The following is a 19,311-nucleotide window of genomic DNA, read 5'->3' as shown; positions in this document are numbered from 1 at the left end:
CCCTATTAATTAACGGCGCCGAATTAACCCCTATTAATTAACGGCGCCGAATTAACCCCTATTAATTAACGGCGCCGAATTAACCCCTATTAATTAACGGCGCCGAATTAACTCCTATTAATTAACGGCGCCGAATTAACTCCTATTAATTAACGGCGCCGAATTAACCCCTATTAATTAACGGCGCCGAATTAACCCCTATTAATTAACGGCGCCGAATTAACTCCTATTAATTAACGGCGCCGAATTAACCCCCATTAATTAATTGCTTCAAACGGTTACCAACGGCGCCGCGCGCGATCAAACGGTTACCAACGGCGCCGTCTCCCACAACTCTGCCTAAGTTCTACACAGGATATCAACAGGCAATTTGATAAGGCTTGCCACTTTAATTTGAACAATTAATAATGAAGGGCCATTTCCAAAGATATTTCGAGATAAGAATAGGCACGAAGTTTTTGAAAGCAAATCCCGCAATTTTGGATTCAAAAAATAATCAGGAAAATCCTTGATTTGGCCGTGGCTGCATATAACGCCTGGGTAGCCACCCAAATGCCCTTGTTTGTCAATGAATGGCTGTACACTTTCAACGCGGGTGGGGGCATAGTTTTAATTGGCAAAACGCCTGGCTGTCACCTAGGAATTACGGGTTCAAATCCCGTTGCCTCCACACCCGTATCGATACTCATTCGAAGTCATGGCATGAGTTTACTATGCACATAATGTTTATTGAGTGGTCAGCATCACTAACCGAAATTCGGATAGCCGTACTCATCCAAATTGTACTGAATGGCAAATAATTTCGGTGCCTTCTGATTACTCACTTCCAGCTTGTTCTGTCCGTATCTAAGTGGCTACGTAATTTTGCCAATTTCTACCTACGAGATGTCAAACCAATTGACCGTATTTGCGGATTGAGCGGAAAATAGAGTGCGGTCTTCAGTTATGCACCTTCGCTAAGTACTCCTCAAACATATTGTCTATTCGGTCGATTCCCATGCATAGATCTGCTAATGCCAACTTGGCAGAACTCTGAATCGGAAGAACGCGAGATACATTAACCTTGGCGGGATTCCCCCTTTCTACTCTTTGAAGGCTTGAGAATATTTGATTGAGAAATGTATTTCGATTCCAACGGCTCCGGTCCGGAACATTTGGGTCGAGGATCACTAACTTGCGGTTTGGATCGGAATTAAGCCATTTCGTGATGAGTTCATTTATGTGATCGTCACCGAATGAGTATCCAACTATGATTAAGTGACTCGTTTTTCGGAGTTCCGAAATGAATTCGGTTCTCAATTCCGAAAAGGGTCCTTGCGGCCTTAATTTTTCTCTTTTCCCATACACGACAAACGGAAGTGAAGGAGTTGAACTTGGATCGTCCATTATGACGATCGTGTCTTCGGGCATTAGCAGATTCGTCTTGAAGTCGGGATTCTTGCGTTCACCCTTGCCCCAATCAATCGAGCCGTGAAGTTTTATGAGTTGAATTCCCGAATCACACCATTCCATTTTCCATTTCTCATTCCAGCTGTCGATTCCCCTGCAAATCTTCACTCCCTGATTCTTCGCTACTGTCTCGATTGTGAGATCATAATTGATCGATGCAATCGTGATTCTTCCAGTCTTGCCAAGATCTATCAGCGGCTCAAGATATTGGATAGGTGAAGAATCCGAAAGCGCGAGTTGCTTTTTTAATTGACGAAGTAGTTCATCCATAAGTGTGGAGTACTGATTACCGTCAATCCCCATTTTGTAATGTTGTTCCATAAAACCTTTGAGTCCTTGTTCAAGTTTTCCGCCCATAAGACCAGATTCATTGAGTACTCCTTGTCGCACGTCCTCGACCCAACCGGGATTCCACACTGAGCCTTGGTCAAGTAAATCAATCGCGGGATCCCAGTTCTGAATAAATGGAACCAATTCAATCGTCGTGCGGTTACTGAGTAATTCAACTGCGCTCACTACGGATTCGATATCTGGCATTGTTTTAGGATTCAATCCCGATTTACCACGATGACCAATCATGGTTGCGACGACGTAGTTAATGACTCGACGGAGACTAGCATTCTGGATCGTGTTATTTATGTCCCCAACGATGTGCTGAGTCAACTCGCTTGCTAGAGGTAAGCCAGCGTCCCTAGAGGCTCCCGCTCCTAACAAAAAAAGAATACCTCGATCCAAGTATCGAACCTCCTTCTGAGATATGCGCGCATCTTCGCGTCATGCCCTCGTGAAGGTACAGAACTTCCTCGTTTTACGCCAGAGCCACCCTGGATTCCCAGTGCCAGTTACGTCCCTCCGGGGGCACTTTTTGCAAAGACTAGCTGAGGCCTCGACTTTCTAGATTCCTGAAGTTCGTATTCTGTTTACGAGGCGTAATGACAAGGGCCTGCTTCCGTCAATTGGGAAGTACTCCATCCTCCAGTATTCCCTTGAATTCCCATCATTTAAGCCACACGATTCCGGATTGAATCGATCAAGTGCTAGAGCTCTTCATCTGATAGGACGAAGTGGAGTGCCCATATCTTGAATCTGAGATCAAACGAATTTATTAATCAAAACCGATCGTTCGAAGCATTCAAAAGAGGGAAATTATCGTATATCGTTTCCAAATGGTCTCTTCTACAAATATATCGAGTTTGTTCACTGCGATTAGTGGTTTTGATACCATTAGCGTCGCGGACTATCAAAGAAATTATAGTTGGAATTCCAATAATATTGAAGAATTGTGGTCGGATCTACTTTTAGTGACAAGTGACAGGAAGTCACACTTCCTTGGAAGTCTAATTCTACAGATTGATGCCGACAATCCGGTTAAGTGTGAAATTGTTGATGGGCAACAGAGATTGACCACGATATTTATCTTGATGGCAAGACTTCGGGATGAAGTTAGACGGTTGAGTTCCCAAACAATACGTGCGAGTTCAGCGACTGAACGAGATATTCCCGTATTATCGGAAATTGAAAAATTCCTCTACGTGGGGAGTAGCACAAGATCCAAATACAATTCCAATTTACTGATCAAAACCCATTTTGATGAGGCGCTTAAGCCAGAATCTGGTTTTCCTGTTATCCCAAGAAACAACAATGCGATCCCGCGGCGAGATAGTAGCGAAAGTCGAGGAATCACTCTTGATTTTCGAAAGGCATATTGGCAAATCAAGAAATTAGTGGAGGATGATCTCACCGCTCATGTGGCGGAAGAGGAGAAGTTGCTAAGAATAAAAGCTCTCGCAGACGGACTTGTTATGCACATGAATGTGTTGCCTATTATGACAAGTAGCACCGGTGAATCTCTTGATGTCTTCATGACTATTAATGATCGTGGACTCCCACTTGGAGTTTTTGATTTAGTCCGTGGATATATTCTTACTACGACCACCGCTAATCTTCCGGAAACCCAAAGACTCGCAAAATTTCGCCAGGTGCACCAAGAGTGGGAAGTGGTGCTCACTAATATTGCTGGATCGGATCCTGATAAGTTTCTTCGACATTTTTTGCTTTCGATTCAACCCAGGAAAGTGACGTCTCGCGCAATCTCCAGTACTGCTATTGGACTTATAGGAGATGTGAGGGGCGGTAAGACTCCCTCGCAGAACGCTGATGATCTGTGGTCTCAAATTCAGAGCGCAAGCCTTATTTACAGTGACCTAAAAACACCCCCTGTAGGCAAGTGCCAAACACAGTTACACGCACTGAACATAATTGCCGATAGTTATCGTGTCTTGCTTCTTAAGGTTTTGGATCCTGCAATCGCTCTATCCAAGAGACATCAAGAGGAGATAGTGGGTTTGGTTTTTCGCGTTGCATTGAGTTGGCCGATTCTAGGGCGTAATGCTCAAGTGCTAGAAGGGGAGTTCCAAACTATTTGTCAAAAGCTAAAATCAGTACAAGATGTGGGAGAAGTAGTAGCCGATTTAACTGCTCTCGCCCCTACGGCCGCGGATGCGCAGGGTTATTTTTCTGACGGCATAAGTTCAGCGTGGGCAAAAGCGATGTTGCTAAGTATTGAAGACGCGATAAGTGGTCGAGCCGTAGTGCTCAATCCAGAACATTATCAGATTGAACATATTGCTCCTCAGACTGCTACCCCCCATTGGGAAGCGGTACTTCGCCTCACTGGTGAAGATTATAAGGAGATGATCGAGCGACCTGGAAATCTAACGCTACTAGATGCCCCGATTAATAGACAGATACAACAGCGCCCCTTTAAGGATGCATCTGGCGTTGACAAAGTGAGTGAGTATGCCAGATCTAGAACCAATATGAGTAGTGACCTTGCTACCTTACCGTCTTGGGAAAACCTTTCCATCGAAAGACGTACTAAATGGTTCATGGATCAAGTTAATAAACTGATAAATTCAAGTTCTGGCACAATTGAGACCTTTTCGACATGGTTGGTGAGCAACCCGTGAGTGTCTAATTAACCATGGCTTTGGAGATCTGGCGCGGAGTGTTGATCCGCAATGACGTACAGGCGGATTCGATCTTCAATTGGGTCAACATTTCAAAATGAGACTCGACTCCCAGTGCCCAGTTTCGTCCCCTCGGGCGCACTTTGGGATTAGCATTTTTCTTGTCTACATGGCCTTCTTCTATTTTTTTGCGAACTAACTATTAGAGTTCGGTAATGACTAAACGCGCAGTACTCATAACAGGGGGATCTCGAGGCATCGGGGCTGCCATCGCTCGCGAATTCGCGGGGGCTGGTGATCGCATTGCTATTCATTACGTGTCGTCGAATGCGGATGCTGAGAGCGTCGTTAAATCTCTATCAGGTGAGGGCCATATCACCGCCCAAGCTGATCTGCGCGAGCCTCAGGCAATCCGAACAATGGTTGACCACGTCGCTCACGAATTTGGAAAAATTGATGTGCTCATCAACAATGCCGGTATCTTCATTGACCATCCCATCGAATCTACAACCTATGAGGAATGGCAACGTGCTTGGGAGCAAACTATAGGAGTGAACCTAATTGGCGCTGCTAATGTCTCTTGGTGCGCATTGCAACATATGCCTAAAAACGCTGCATCACGTATTGTAAACATTGGTTCACGAGGGGCTTTCCGTGGAGAACCAGCGAGCCCCGCATATGGTGCATCTAAAGCTGCAATCGTCGCTTTTGGTCAGTCCATTGCGAAGGCATTGGCGCCGATGCATATTGGTGTCACAACATTGGCGCCAGGATTTGTTGAAACTAAAATGGCGTCGAGATTGTTAGATGGCCCCGAGGGCGATGGGATTCGTGCTCAAAGTCCATTTAATCGTGTTGCAAAACCAGAAGAATTGGCAAAAGCTGTTTACTTCCTGGCGTCTGCTGATAGCGAATGGGCAAGTGGTGCAGTTTTGGACTTCAACGGAGCATCCTATTTACGTATGTAATTTACTTCGCTAATTCACGTAATCCATTGAGTAAACGGGTGACGTCATCGAATGTACTGTAGGGCGCTAATCCCACACGCACCGCGCCAGAATCACCAAGTCCAAGTGCTCGGGAGACCTCGAGTGCGTAGAAATTTCCAGCGGGGGCATTTACTTTCTGCCTCGACAATTGCCTAGATACCTCAACGCCTTCTAAGCCCATGAGCTTGAAATAAATTGTAGGAGTGCGTTTAGACGCATGACCATACGTGCTCACACCGGGTAGGGACTTAATTTCATTTTCCATGAGCCTAAATAGATCTTCTTCGTACTTTTCTAGTTCCTGCATCGAATGAATGATTCTCTGCCGTCGATTTGGTTGATCGCTTTCAACCAAATTAGCAATGTAGTCAATCGTGGCGGTACAACCAGCCATAAGTTCGTATGGGAGCGTTCCGAGTTCAAAACGTTCGGGAACTGCTCCTGTAGAAGGTAATAATTTGTCATTATCCAAGGTCTCTAGTAATTCTCGTTTTGCGGCTATGGCAGCACAATGAGGACCAAGCAATTTATAGAAAGAGAATCCATAAAAGTCCGAGCCCATAGCCTGAATATCAACCGAAGTGTGAGGAGTCAAATGAACTCCATCTACGTAAAGCAGTGCATTTGCCCTGTGTACTTCAGTAGCTATTTCTCGAATATTGGGCCTTGTTCCCAAGGTATTCCCCGCACCGGTTACGGCAACCAAGCGTGTCTTGTTACTGAGTAATTCAGAAATTGCTGAAGTAGGCAATTCCCCGGTCTCGATATCAAACTTAGCCCATCTAACAACCGCTCCTACCGATTCCGCTGCTTGAATCCACGGCCGGATATTCGAATCATGATCGAGTGAGGTGACAATGATTTCATCATCAGGTTTCCAGGTTTTGGCCAATGTCCTCGAAAAGTCATAGGTGATCTGGGTCCAGCTTCGCCCATAAATTACGCCATTTGGATCGGCATTTATCAAATCCGCGACCGCATCGCGAAAATTAATAACTATTTCTTCCGCGTTTCTTTCAGATTCGGTTGTGAGATTCCGGTTTGAGATTGGCTTAGTGATTGCATCTGATATTGCCTTACCAATTTGGGATGGAACTTGGCTTCCTCCGGGACCGTCAAAAAAAGCAATTCCAGAATTTAACGCGGGAAAGTCTGCTCGAATCTTCCAAACATCGTAATTCACGTAGGTAATTGAAGTCGTTATCGGGCCTGAAATCAACAGCAGTTCTTTGACCACCTCGCGATCTCTAGAGAGCCTTTTGGCTCCTGTCAGCGACATTGATAGTGTGGGTTAGGTCCCAGATGCCATTTACGACATGTAGTTGTCTTACCCAATTCCTTCAAACTGAGGAGCAATAAATAGTGGCCGACAGTAAATCCATAATTGAATCCAATGACGAACTTGCCCAATTGAGTGCTGAGTTCTTTCAACTCCAACATAGTGCGGATCCGTTCAGTGCGACGCTGTTGGGTGTCTCTGGCTTTGATGGTTTAGTTCCAGATCCCAGCCGTGCAGGCTCAGCTGCCAACGTTGCCAAATTCGCGAATCTCGAACGACGGCTGCACGCTATCGATCCGACCGGATTGAACTCGGTTGACCGGATCAACCATGCTGTTCTCGGCCGACTCGCCTGGGGTGCTAGGTCCGACCTTGAGCATGGACTCTGGGAGACGGGTGCGTCAGCGAACGGATATTCCTCGCCGCAGGCAATGATGTTTATGTCAGTCCCCACTGCATCTATTACTAATGCGGCGGGTGTTGAAGATTACATTCGGCGCTTGGAGGGCTTACCCGCTTTTATAGACGCGATTCTCGACCGGTACCGGCAGGCCAAGTCGGATGGTCGAGTACCTACGCGCGTTGGCGTTGGTCAGGCCATTGACCAACTCACTGGACATCTTTCATTGAGTCTGGCCGATGACACGTTCTTGAGTCTTAAGTTGCCTAACGAAGTGAATCACGATCAGGTTAAGGCTCGGGCATCGGAAATCATTGCCAAGTTCATTCGCCCTGCCTTGCAACGATTACTCATTGGTCTGCAGGATGAACTCCTACCAGTCGCTCGCCCTGATGACCAGGTTGGTATTCGATTTGTACCAGGTGGTGAAGAGGGATATCTCGCGGCAGTGCGACGACACACCACAACTGATCTGACCCCAGAGGAGATTCACCAGATCGGACTGGACTGCATAACCGACCTGCAGGTGGAGTGGGCTGACTTGGGTAGCCGAGTTTTCGGCACCAGCGATGTCCCTGAGATTCTCTCTCGCATGAGGGACGATCGGTCGATGCGATTTACTGAAAGTTCGCAGATCGTCGACACCGTCACGGATGCGTTGCGTCGCGCAGAAGAGGTCCGAAATAACTGGTTCCCCGTCTATCAGATCGCCGACTGCATTATTGAGGAAATTAATCCGATCGAAGCCGGTAATGCCGCGCTCGCGTATTACCGGCCTCCCGCAGGTGACGGATCTCGCCCCGGCGCGCACTGCGTACTTACCGCTTCCCCGCAGGATCGGTTCATCTACGAGTACGAAGCACTGGCATTTCATGAGAGCACGCCCGGTCACCACCTGCAGATTTCAGTTGCGCAGACTCTGACTCATTTGCCCGACTACCGCCGATTTCTCGACGCGGAAGTGTGTGGTTACGTTGAAGGCTGGGGTTTGTACACCGAACGTCTAGCTGACGAAATGGGTCTGTACACCTCGGACATCTCCCGACTCGGCATGTTGTCCTTCGATGCGTTGCGAGCCTGCAGACTGGTGGTCGACACGGGTATGCACTACCTCGGTTGGTCGCGTGAGCAGGCCATGAAGTTCATGTGGGAGAACACTGCAACTACACATGCCAACGTTCGGAACGAAATCGACCGTTACATTTCCTGGCCGGGGCAAGCCCTGGCTTACATGATCGGCCGCCGCGAGATTAGCCGACTTCGAACGATGGCTGAGGATCGACTCGGGTCGCGGTTTGATATCCGCGCTTTTCACGGCGCCGTGCTTGGTAATGGTGCCATACCCCTTGGAGTTCTGGAGCAGGTCGTTTCCGAATGGATCGACGCCGCGTCTTTGTGATGGTTCACATCTTCTCGAAACTGTCTCGACACATGAGAGACCTATGTCGTGGAACAGGACACCTCCAGGCGCACATGAAATATGGTAAAAAACGAGGCATCTTTTTCGCTTCGACAATCCTAATTTTGATTTTAGGGTGCTCTCTTTCTGTCACAAGTATCGCCTCCGCTACTAGTACATCAAAGGTTGTGAAGAGAACCACGACATTCGTTGGAGGAGACCTTCATACCTTAACTTTTACCAAAAATGGTCTCTTCGTAACAGGACATCAAGCTGGGAGTAACTCCACTGATGAAGGAATCAAGTGGAGGAACATATCTTCAATTAATAACGCTGACATCATGGCGTGGGCGACCACTAATTTGGGTTATCTTGCCGGTGGGCACAATGGGCTATTTAGATCAACAAACGGCGGGAAGACTTTCACGCGTTTTGACTTTTACCGCAAAGCATCCGATATTCATTCTCTAGGAGCTGCGGGCAAAATTGTTTATTTGGGATCTCCTCAAGTTGGGTTACTTCGCTCGATTGATAATGGCAAATCTTGGAAAGTTGTAAATTCAAAATTTGGACAGGGTCTTATGGGTTCAATGTTGGTTGATCCGCTCAATCCATTACGGGTGATAGCCCCCGATATGCGTAACGGATTGGTTGTAACAACTGATGGCGGTAAGAGTTGGGTCCGCTTCGGTGGACCGCAAGGCGCAATGGCAATTGATTGGAATCAGAAGAATCGTAAGGAAATTGTTGCACTTGGAATGGGCATTGGTGGAGTTACAAAGGACAATGGGAAAACGTGGAGTGCTTTCTCGGTCCCAATGGGTACATCCGCGATTGCATTCAACGTAACTGGTTCGAGAATCTTCGTTGCGACTTTAGTTGGAGAGAGAGCTTCAATCCTGAGCAGCGACGACTTGGGAAAGCATTGGGCTTAGCCGCCTAAACCCGGCCTCCAAATGGCATCATGCCATCGACGCTGTACATATTGGAATAGCGCAATCCGCTCCTGGTCGAGCGTGCTTCCCACACCATTCCATTTCCAGCATAGATTGACATGTGGTGAATTGAATTAACTTTGCCATCATATGAATAGAACAAGAGATCGCCCGGTTGCAAATCAGAAATTGCTACATGCTTTGTATAGCTGTAGTAGAGAGACGCGTTTAGACGATCCCAGTTTGGCCACCCTAGCCCTGCGTACCGGTAGGCGGCGTACACGAGTCCCGAACAGTCGAAGGAGTTCGGTCCTTCCGCGCCCCAAACATATGGCTTACCCGCAAGAACCTGATTTTTGGCGAACTCCACCGCTTTGAGTCGTTGTGACTCACTTGTCCTAAAGGTGCTTCGACCTGCAACTCCTCCACTCTTCCAAATTTTGGACTGCCCAGCAGTCGTGGAGGCTTTTTTAGCGCGCGCTTCCTCAAGTAAAGCGAGTTGACGACGTTGTTCCAAAGTGACTCGGACTCTCTTTGCAGACTCAAGTTCCTTCAGGAGTTGATCTTGCACTGCTTGGAGTTTGTCCACTTCATCTTGTTGTTGAGCACGTGCGGCTTCAGCCACCCTCTTTGTCAAGGCAACTTGAACCGTGGCAACTTCCTGGTCCCGCTTCGCTGCATCAGCGACTCGTTGTGCCGCTTTTGCAGCAGTTTCTGCACTCTTAAATCTAAGAAGTGCTTGAGAGTTTCCTTTCCCAAGATTTTCAAGGGTAGAAAGTCGATCAACAAGATCTTGAGGGCCATTTGAACTCAGAACGGCCTCGAAGTCCGTAAATCCACCACCGTCAATAAACGCGTTGACCGCTAGCTTTCCAATTTCTCGGTGCGTTGCAGTAACCACTGCTGAGGCATCGTTTGCATATTTCGTAACTAATACCGCCCGTTTCGCGGTTTTTGCAAGTTGGGTCTTTGCCTTAACGTATTCCCGATGAGTCTCCTCAACGATAGCTCCAAGTTGATTCAAGGTCTTTTTTGCTTCAAGTAGTTTGCCATTGGCTGCATTCGCGTTGCTTCGTTTAAGCGCTTCGGCCTTCTTTGCCGCTTCTATTTGGGCAAGAGTTGGCTTTGGTGTCTTGGCGTAACTGCCTCCGCCGGAACTCGTAGATAGCAAAATGGCGAGCAATGTGAGGAGAGTAAATTCGCGGAGTCTTGGTTTCATATCCTCTTCGCTCCGATGAATGGCTTGTATCCGAACATTAATGTGAAAGGCACAACTTCAACCTTTTTACCCGCCCGCGGCGCCTGCACCATTTTTCCGCCCCCCATATAGATTGATACATGGCTGATCGGCCTACCGAAGAAGAGAAGATCGCCGGGCTTTAACTTCTTGTAAGAAACTAACTTCCCATACCTGAATTGGACGGCTGCGGAGTGTGGCAGCGAGACTCCCGATCTTTGGAATGACCGCAAGGTAAGACCCGAACAGTCCCATCTGGTCGGTCCCGCACCTCCCCAGACGTAGATGTCGCCGATTTGTTGTAAGGCATATTGCAACGCTTTGGATCCACGAGAATTATCACCGACATAACCTTGAGCATATTTTTTGGAGGTTTTCAAAATTTCACTTTGAGAAGCTTTCTGCCTCTTAATCAAAAAAACGCGGTCAGAAGTCTTGAGGGACTTGAGTATCTTCTCACTCTTTTCAAGTGCGTTTTTTGCAGTAGCGACCTCGAGATTGAGTCGTGCTTGTTGAGATCTCAACTCGGCGGTTTTATCGCGTATGACAAGTTGGCTCGCAGCAAGCCGCTGTTGCGAATAGGCTAGTTTGCGCACTTCGTTGGCGTATCGCCGATTGAGAACTTCTAGGGATGAAGCGTCGGAGAGGTAGCGACTTGGGTTTTTCGAAAATAGAAGCCCGATTTCTTCACCGAGACCATCTTGTTTGTATCTCTCAACTGCAATTTGAGCGAAATACTTCTTTGATGAGTCCACTTGTTTGCGCACCGAGGCCTCGCCCGATTTTAGATTCCTACTTTCACGCATCAAATTCGTAATCTTTATCTTTGCCTCATTAGCCGCTTCAAATTTTTCGGCCGCGAGTATTCGGAGGCGATCGATCTCTCGCTGCACCGTGAGAACATTGGGTGCCGCATGCGCCGGGGTCGTGAGCGAGGAGAAGAAAATGGCGAGCGTGACAAGCATTGCGCGCTTCATGCTTGACTTAATAATTCAGAGTGGGATGTGGAAGGAAGAGCCAATAAATTGAACACAGTAGTTCCATTTCTCGTAAGTGGAGTAATGCACGAATTACGAGAGAGTGACTATGTTCTGGAGACCCCCAATTGAGGCAACGATAGTGAGAACGAATATTCTTGAGGCATGCTTTGGACGAAGCTGCGCCAATCAGGGGTGCCTCTGATGACCTTTATCGATTTGAATATGCGGGGCACAAGGTGTTTACGTCCGAGGAAAAGGATTAAAAATACAGCCCCGACACAAACCTCTTGAAGACCGTCATTCGCGTGTGAGGCTTCTACCAATGATCCAATGCCTTGTTGAGGGGCGGGATTCGTCATATTTACTAAGGCAGATTCCTTTGGGGTGTGACAAGCGTTAATTACAGAAAAACTAAACGATAGCGTCGCCAAAATTAAAACAATGGCAGCCGACAATTTAGGAGAGGCCTTATGGGCAAGTCGCACTAGAGGACTTTAGCAAGGTAGAACACCTGTGTCTCGCACATAATCCTGAGAAATTGATTAGGCAATGAAATATTGCGTCACATCACGCTTGTTTAACATCTTCTTCATCTGTGCGATCTGGGCCGTTTGAACAGCTTCGATCTCCTTTGCGAGAGTAGAGACTTCGCTATTTGAGCTATCTTGAATCATAAGAATCATATGAAGCGCGCCTTCATGATGGACGATCATGCCTTGAAGCCAATAGGCATCAAACGCATCTCCGCTAAATCCTTGAAGGGTTTGGAGCTCAGAATCTGAAAGCATCCCGCCCATTCCTGAGCCCATGCCGTGGTCTGTATCCAGACCGGCATTTGTTGATGAGAGCCAACCTCTCATTTTAACAATCTCACTCTCTTGGCCGTCACGAATAGCCTGGGCAAGAGCAAGTAATTCACGGTCTTTTGAGGTCGTTAACGCAAGATCAGAGATATCAACTGCCTGCTGATGGTGAGGAATCATCATTTGAAAGAACATCACTTCATTTCCAGTGAAAGAGCCGAGTGAGTCATATGATGCAATTCTTGAGTTGTGCATCCCCATCATGCCATCGTTATATACGCGACCATTGATGTATGGCATAGCAAGAATCGATACTGCGAAGAGTAAAACGAAAATAATTCCAGCTAAAACACCAGTCTTCTTATCGATGCTAATTTGCACTCGTTCTCCTTCTAGCGGTGATCAAAAGGCTAGCACCCGAATGGAATTTAGGCGCAATCTGATGCGTTGACTGTCTTTCGCAGCAATTACATGAAGGTTAGCCAAGTAATAGACTTACTAAGTGAATTCAATTGGACTCACGCAGAGTGAGGCAGAGCGTCGCTTACTCACTGATGGCCCGAATTTACTTCCGAGCGCGAAACCTAAGAGCTTCCTACAGCAATTCTTCTTAGTATTACGCGAGCCGTTGCTTCTTCTACTTCTCTGTGCCGGTGTAATCAACTTTGCACTCTCAAAGATTCTTGATGCATCGATTTTGATGCTTACCGTATGTATTGTGATAGGCATATCGCTTTACCAAGAACGTCGTACAGAGAGAGCACTCATCGCACTTCGGGATCTCTCCTCTCCTCGGGCACTTGTGGTCCGAGATGGAATTGAAATGAGAATTCCGGGGAAAGATGTGGTTCGTGGCGATCTCGTCATACTCAGCGAAGGCGATCGAGTACCGGGTGATGGTCAACTATTAATCGCCTCGAATCTAAGTGCAGATGAGTCAATGTTGACTGGCGAATCTTTATCGGTAATCAAGAAGACGGGCGATTCGATCTACTCGGGGACATTAATTGTGAAGGGTTTTGGTCGAGCCACCATTCAGGGAACGGGTGCAAAAACCGAGTTGGGCAAAATCGGTACAGCACTCCAAACAATTGAGATTGAAAGAACCCGCCTGCAAAAAGAAGTGGATCGAATCGTTCGGGTGGTCAATATTTTGGCGATCACAACCGCAGTATCTGTGTTTGTCATCTATGGACTGACTCGCGAGGATTGGACGCAAGGTGCCCTTGCAGGTATCGCGGCGTCAATGGCCTTAATACCTGAAGAGTTCCCGGTCATCATGCTTCTTTTTCTAACAATTGGTGCCTGGCGGCTCTCCAAGAAGAAGGTGATTACACGCAGAGCACCTGTGATAGAAACCCTTGGTTCAGCCACTGTCATCTGTGTTGATAAGACCGGCACGCTCACGATGAATCAGATGGCGGTTCATGAAATAAATGCAGACGGTCAGTTGCACGAACTAAATGGCGGAGAGATCCCGAGTAAGCATCGGGAAGTGATTCAGAATGCTCTACTGGCATCCCCGATTAGCCCCTTTGATCCTATGGACAAGGCCTTTCATGCCATCGCTTCCCAGGATGAAGGTTGGGAGTTAATCCACGAGTATCCAATTTCCGATGAATTGCTCGCCGTCTCGCACGTGTGGAAATCGCCTACGAATGAGCATCTGGTAGTTGCCACAAAGGGAGCGCCGGAGGCGATAGCGAGTTTGTGTCATCTCGACGATCATGGAGTTCAAGCCATTATCAAGGATGTGGACGACGCGACGAAACGAGGTTTCCGCGTACTCGGCGTAGCGAAAGCTGAGTTTGACTCTCACGTCAAACTTCCAGATTCACCAAGGGATTTTAGATTTGTATTTCTTGGTCTAGTACATCTGCACGATCCGGTTCGACCAGGAGTACCTGAGGCGGTCGCAGAATGTGCTCGCGCGGGAGTTCGTACAGTGATGGTGACAGGCGATTACCCCGGAACCGCGCTATCGATCGCCGAAGAAGTCGGCATAAATTACGAAGCGGGAGTGATTACAGGCGCCGAAATACTCAAACTAACCGACGCCGAACTCGCAGAGCGAATCAAAACCGTGAGTGTCTTTGCTCGAATGGTGCCAGAACAGAAGTTGCGACTGGTGCGCGCGCTCCAACTTAACGGCGAAGTGGTGGGAATGACTGGCGACGGAGTCAATGATGCGCCCGCACTTCGTGCCGCTGATATTGGAATTGCTATGGGTGGACGTGGTACTGACGTTGCTCGTGAGGCGGCATCAATGGTAATTACTGATGATGATTTCACCTCAATTGCTGGAGGAATACGTCAAGGTCGCGGAATTTATGCTAACTTACAAAAGGCCGTCTCCTACGCACTAGCAGTGCACGTACCAATTTTCGGAATGGCACTTATTCCAGTTTTTCAAACGAATTGGCCACTTGTGTTACTTCCGGCGCAGATTGCCTTCTTGGAATTAATAATCGACCCAGCATGCTCAGTGGTTTTTGAAGCAGAAGAACCAGATCCTGGGATTATGGATCGCAAGCCTCGAAGCGTGGATGCAACAATATTGAATAGACAGATTCTGGGTACCGCAATTGTTCAAGGTTTGGGGGTTCTTGTCACCGTTCTGCTCGTGTACTTCTGGGCATTGAATACGGATAGGAGCGATGATCAGATAAGAACCCTTAGCTTTGCAACTCTCATGCTTGGAAATGTCGCCCTCATATTGGCTAATCGCTCTAGACGTCTTTCGATCTATCAAACTTTTAAGCAAAGAACTAATAGGACCATTAAGTGGGTTCTGCTTGGGGCTATCGGTATGTTGGCTCTCCTCGTCAATGTGCCAATATTGAGAGAAGCTTTCCACCTTAGCTATTTAGGCGCTCGCGAGTGGCTTGTGGTCTTCACTGCAGGATTTGGAAGCATCCTCTGGTTTGAAATATATAAGGCCACCCGAAAGCTTTGACCGTGCCTTCCTCCTCGTTATAGTTGACGAATCTACGTGGAGCATTGGGAGGTCGCCTGTGCAGGAGTTCACAGATTTCCTTGCCAAGCAGCCCCCGTTTGATGCATTAGCGACTGCAGATATTGAACGCATTGCTAGAAAAGTTGAAGTTGAATATTTCGGAGTCGGAACAGTAATTGTGACTGCGGGCTCGCCTGCGCTTAGTCATCTCTATATGGTGCGCACCGGATCCGTCGAGGTACTCGATCGTGGCAATGTTGTTGATTTACTGGGTCCTGGTGACGCCTTCGGACACATTTCTGTTCTAACGGGTCTACCACCCGAATTCTCAGTCCGGGCAGCCGAGGACACTCTTTGCTATCTCTTGCCCGATCCACGAACTATCGTGCACGATGCCTCAGCTCTTCATTTTAATCACTTCGGAACTGTCATAACTCGGCACCGCCTCACTGCTAGCGCGCTTATGTCAGATGCCCAATCCAATGTCACTCGGTACATGCGCAAGATCGTTTGGAGCGACGCATCTGCAACACTGAAGGAAGTGGCGCAAGCCATGACTGAAGCAGAGCAGTCATGCGCACTCGTTCGATCGCCTGACGGACTTGGATTAGTAACGGATCGAGATTATCGAAGCAGAGTCGGAATCGGCGAAGTAAGCATAAACGCTCTTGTCGGATCAATAATGAGTTCGCCGATAATTACGGTTCGAGCGAACACGACCTTGGCCGAAGCCTTTTTATTGATGGTAGAAGTCGGCGTCCACCATCTAGTTGTTGTTGACGAATCTGAAAACCCAGTTGGCGTTGTTCGGGCGATGGACCTCGCGTCGGTAGAACTTCGGAACCCCTTATTGATTCGAGCCGCAATTGAATCTGCACGGACTATTGATGATCTCGCCGCTGCCTCGCGACTACTTCTGCCATCCCTTGTTGAATTACACGATTCCGGCATCCCTGCGCTACATGTCGGAGCGCTTCAGTCCGCCATCGTCGACGCCATTCTCGTTCGCCTCCTCAAACTTTCAAATTCGATTGAAAGCCCCGTTACACACTCCTGGTTGATGCTTGGCTCTATGGCAAGGGGTGAGCCGCTTCCAATTTCTGATGTCGACACAGCCATTGTGTGGGCAGATCAAGCGGATACTGTCGATCCTTCTGAAGGGATCCAGAAGAGTGCGTTGCAGATATTGAATCGGATGGAGCAGTGTGGACTCCAGAAGTGTCTGCAAGGGGCAAATGCCGACAATCTGCTCTTTACCAGATCTCGATCATCATGGATCGAAGTCTCGAGGGGATGGTTGCTGGATCCCACTCGCGCTGGTGCCCTTCTCCTTTCATCACTCGTGGCTGATAGCAAACCACTTACCCAATTGGCACTTGGTCGGACTATTACTGACACGATTCGAGCGACAACCAGGAGTCATGAGTTTCTAGGCGCACTCCTTAACTTCACTCTGGTTAAAAAGCCACCTTTAGGCTTTGTCCGTGACTTCGTGGTTGAACATTCAGGTGAACATCGTGGCGGACTAGATCTTAAGCAAGGTGGCTTGACTCCGATTTCATCTTTGGCAAGGTGGATGGCAATCGCGCAAGGGGATGTAAGAGGTGGGACCATTGATCGACTTACCCGGGCAGCGAAAACAGGACTTCTTGAAGCCGAAGAAGCCGACATTCTGATCAATGCATTTAAGGATATTTACCAACTGGCTTTTGAAAATGAAATCGAAGCCATCCGTCAGGGTAAGGAAGGTTCGAGTTGGGTTTCTCCGCAAAGTCTGGATGCTCTCACGCGGAGGCATTTACGAGAATCTTTCCGTGCGGTCGCAACAATTCAGGCGCGATTTCAACTCGAATGGCAATCGAGGCTTGGTTGATTCAATTCAGCAAGTATCTTCCTTTTGCCAAATCGGATTTAGATGTCGATTGGCGGGAAGTCGATTACTGCGCAATTGACTTGGAAACAACTGGCCTGGATCTACATGCCGATGAAATTGTGGCAATTGGAACAGCTCAAATCCATAATGGTCGAATTGCTGCGGAGGAAAATTTCTATCGCGAAGTTCGTCCCATGGAGTCTCCATCAATTCAATCGATGCAGGTTCACGGTTTACGGACAAGCGACCTGGATGGGGCGTTGCTTATGAAGGAAGTTGCACCCGATTTAGTGACACAGATAAGTGGGAGAGTTCTTATTGCACATGCCGCGTGGATGGAGAGAGCTTTCTTGCGACGGCATTTGCTTAGTGCTGACTTTCCAAAATCGAAGTCGATTATTGACACGGCCGCCTTGGCGCGTGCCATTGGTTATGCGACAGAGGGGAAAGGTCATGAACCATCTCTCGAATACCTGGCACGGAGATTGCATCTGCCTGTTTATTCGCCACATAACGCCTTAGGCGATGCACTCACTACGGCAGTCGTATTCCTGGCCCTTGCCACAGAGCTTGAGCGTATTGAATTAGCGAAAGGGTCCTCAAAACTCACGCTGAAAGTGTTACTGGAGACATCTTCAAAACATGGGGCACATTAAAGATTCTATTTTTTGGAAAGAGACTTTCCGTATTCTGTGCCGTTCGTGAAATTTTTCTTTGCGACGGAATCTAGAATCGTGATCAGCTCTGAGGTATTTGAAATCCGCCCGCGCCCATATGTGAAGCCGACTGGACAGGTAGTTCCAATGGGTACGTCAAAAGTCTCGGTCGATTTGTTGTCGTGGTAGCTGTAACAAATAGGTATTGCGGGTGCGCCATCACGTGGTGCAGCCATAAAGCCGATGGCAGCACCGATAAGTGCTGCCATTGCCATCGTGATGGTTGATCGATTCACTCTGCTACCCCCGAGCCACTCTTAGAACCTGGAGTTTAATGGACTTCCACCCACTCTGGACTAATATTCCAATATGTCCAAAGTCGAGAAGTTGTCACTCCGCAAAGTCGTAATCCCAGCAGCAGGAATGGGAACTCGATTTCTACCTGCGACGAAGGCGATGCCCAAAGAGATGCTTCCTGTTGTTGACAAGCCTGCGATCCAATATGTTGTGGAGGAAGCGACGGCCGCTGGGCTGCATGAAATCATTATGATCACGGGGCGAAATAAGCGAGCACTTGAAGATCATTTTGATCGCGCCACTGAATTAGAGACTCTCCTTGAAGAAAAAGGAAACTTTGCACTATTGGATTCGGTACGAGAATCTACTGAATTGGCTCATATGCATTATGTGCGCCAAGCACAACCCCGAGGTCTCGGTGATGCGGTACTGACCGCTGAGATTTTTGTGGGCGACGAACCATTTGTTGTTCTACTGGGCGATGACTTAATAGACGAGCGCGATCCGATTTTGCCTACGATGATCAAAGTTTATGAGGAATTTGGCGGCTGCGTTCTAGCCTTGATGGAAGTTTCGCCTGAGGAGATTTCCCAATATGGAGTCGCGGCTGTCGTACCTATAGATCCATCATTTGGATTCGACGGTGTCGTTCGGATAACGGGATTGGTGGAGAAACCAACGCTCGAAGATGCCCCGAGTAATTATGCAGTCCTCGGTCGTTATTTGCTGACTCCCGAAATATTTCCAATTCTGCGCGTAACAAAACCTGGTCGCGGCAATGAGGTGCAGTTGACTGACGCTATACAAGTGCTCACGCAACGAGGCGATAATGGCGGACCCGTTCATGGAGTTATTTTCAAAGGTCGTCGCTATGACACTGGAGATAAATTGGGATATCTGCAGGCGACAGTTCGGTTGGCTGCAGAGCGTGCAGATCTTGGCCCTAAGTTCAGTGCCTGGTTGAAGGATTTCGTAAAAGGTCTCTAACTCACGCTGATCGTGTGCCATCTCTCAGAGTGAGATGGACATATTTAGTGGCGCCTAAGCGGTACATGAAAATCCTTGACAAGTGAGCGCGAGACAGAGGAA

At 47.9% G+C, this 19,311-nt stretch carries 14 protein-coding genes and 1 tRNA gene; 9 read left to right on the top strand and 6 right to left on the bottom strand.

Going from position 1 to position 19,311, the window contains the following annotated elements:
* Nucleotides 1-597: 597 nt before the first annotated feature.
* Nucleotides 598-670: transfer RNA gene (locus VMW30_03000), tRNA-Asp, on the top strand.
* A gap of 269 nt (nt 671-939) precedes the next feature.
* Here the strand turns inward: VMW30_03000 and VMW30_02995 are convergent.
* A complete protein-coding gene (locus VMW30_02995; protein HUW87329.1) occupies nt 940-2,184 on the bottom strand; it encodes an SIR2 family protein in 1,245 nt (414 codons plus the stop codon).
* 431 nt (nt 2,185-2,615) lie between these two features.
* On the opposite strand from VMW30_02995, the gene VMW30_02990 reads away from it, so the two are divergent.
* Both VMW30_02990 and VMW30_02985 read left to right on the top strand, forming a co-directional pair.
* On the top strand, nt 2,616-4,418 hold the full coding sequence (locus VMW30_02990; GenBank protein ID HUW87328.1) for a DUF262 domain-containing HNH endonuclease family protein: 1,803 nt from the start codon (nt 2,616-2,618) through the stop codon (nt 4,416-4,418).
* Between the two features lie 215 nt (nt 4,419-4,633).
* Complete coding sequence (locus VMW30_02985; GenBank protein HUW87327.1) at nt 4,634-5,386, top strand: SDR family oxidoreductase; 753 nt, start codon at nt 4,634-4,636, stop codon at nt 5,384-5,386.
* A gap of 1 nt (nt 5,387) precedes the next feature.
* Here VMW30_02985 and VMW30_02980 read toward each other — a convergent pair whose 3' ends face one another.
* Nucleotides 5,388-6,590 (bottom strand): cysteine desulfurase-like protein, encoded by a 1,203-nt coding sequence (locus tag VMW30_02980; GenBank protein ID HUW87326.1) that lies wholly within the window; start codon nt 6,588-6,590, stop codon nt 5,388-5,390.
* A gap of 179 nt (nt 6,591-6,769) precedes the next feature.
* On the opposite strand from VMW30_02980, the gene VMW30_02975 reads away from it, so the two are divergent.
* Both VMW30_02975 and VMW30_02970 read left to right on the top strand, forming a co-directional pair.
* Complete coding sequence (locus VMW30_02975) at nt 6,770-8,485, top strand: DUF885 domain-containing protein (protein HUW87325.1); 1,716 nt, start codon at nt 6,770-6,772, stop codon at nt 8,483-8,485.
* Nucleotides 8,486-8,673: 188 nt separating this feature from the next.
* Nucleotides 8,674-9,420: a hypothetical protein gene (locus VMW30_02970; protein ID HUW87324.1), complete on the top strand. Its 747-nt coding sequence runs from the start codon at nt 8,674-8,676 to the stop codon at nt 9,418-9,420.
* A 4-nt stretch (nt 9,421-9,424) separates the two neighbouring features.
* Here VMW30_02970 and VMW30_02965 read toward each other — a convergent pair whose 3' ends face one another.
* From VMW30_02965 to VMW30_02955, 3 genes are all read right to left on the bottom strand, one after another.
* On the bottom strand, nt 9,425-10,639 hold the full coding sequence (locus tag VMW30_02965; GenBank protein ID HUW87323.1) for an NlpC/P60 family protein: 1,215 nt from the start codon (nt 10,637-10,639) through the stop codon (nt 9,425-9,427).
* Entirely contained in the window at nt 10,636-11,634 is a 999-nt protein-coding gene (locus tag VMW30_02960) for an NlpC/P60 family protein (GenBank protein HUW87322.1), read from the bottom strand. The genes VMW30_02965 and VMW30_02960 overlap by 4 nt, the downstream gene beginning before the upstream one ends.
* A 545-nt stretch (nt 11,635-12,179) precedes the next feature.
* A complete protein-coding gene (locus VMW30_02955) occupies nt 12,180-12,821 on the bottom strand; it encodes a DUF305 domain-containing protein (GenBank protein HUW87321.1) in 642 nt (213 codons plus the stop codon).
* A gap of 121 nt (nt 12,822-12,942) precedes the next feature.
* On the opposite strand from VMW30_02955, the gene VMW30_02950 reads away from it, so the two are divergent.
* Genes VMW30_02950 through VMW30_02940 form a run of 3 tightly spaced genes read left to right on the top strand, consistent with a single transcriptional unit; the run spans nt 12,943 to nt 17,925 of the window.
* The gene (locus VMW30_02950) at nt 12,943-15,396 is read left to right on the top strand and encodes a cation-translocating P-type ATPase (GenBank protein HUW87320.1); all 2,454 of its coding nucleotides are present in this window, start codon (nt 12,943-12,945) and stop codon (nt 15,394-15,396) included.
* Between the two features lie 58 nt (nt 15,397-15,454).
* The gene (locus VMW30_02945; GenBank protein HUW87319.1) at nt 15,455-17,269 is read left to right on the top strand and encodes a putative nucleotidyltransferase substrate binding domain-containing protein; all 1,815 of its coding nucleotides are present in this window, start codon (nt 15,455-15,457) and stop codon (nt 17,267-17,269) included.
* A complete protein-coding gene (locus VMW30_02940; protein HUW87318.1) occupies nt 17,248-17,925 on the top strand; it encodes a 3'-5' exonuclease in 678 nt (225 codons plus the stop codon). Before VMW30_02945 ends, VMW30_02940 begins: the two co-directional genes overlap by 22 nt.
* 5 nt (nt 17,926-17,930) lie before the next feature.
* Here VMW30_02940 and VMW30_02935 read toward each other — a convergent pair whose 3' ends face one another.
* Entirely contained in the window at nt 17,931-18,221 is a 291-nt protein-coding gene (locus tag VMW30_02935) for a hypothetical protein (protein HUW87317.1), read from the bottom strand.
* A 73-nt stretch (nt 18,222-18,294) separates the two neighbouring features.
* Here VMW30_02935 and galU point away from each other — a divergent pair, with 73 nt between their 5' ends.
* Nucleotides 18,295-19,209 carry a UTP--glucose-1-phosphate uridylyltransferase GalU gene (galU, locus tag VMW30_02930; GenBank protein ID HUW87316.1) on the top strand — a complete coding sequence of 305 codons (915 nt, stop codon included), beginning with the start codon at nt 18,295-18,297 and terminating at the stop codon, nt 19,207-19,209.
* Nucleotides 19,210-19,311 lie beyond the last annotated feature (102 nt).

Source organism: Candidatus Paceibacterota bacterium (genome assembly GCA_035530615.1).
Lineage (GTDB): Bacteria > Actinomycetota > Actinomycetes > Nanopelagicales > Nanopelagicaceae > QYPT01.
Note: the sequence above shows the minus strand (reverse complement) of the source record. Positions and strands in the feature narration are given on the sequence as shown.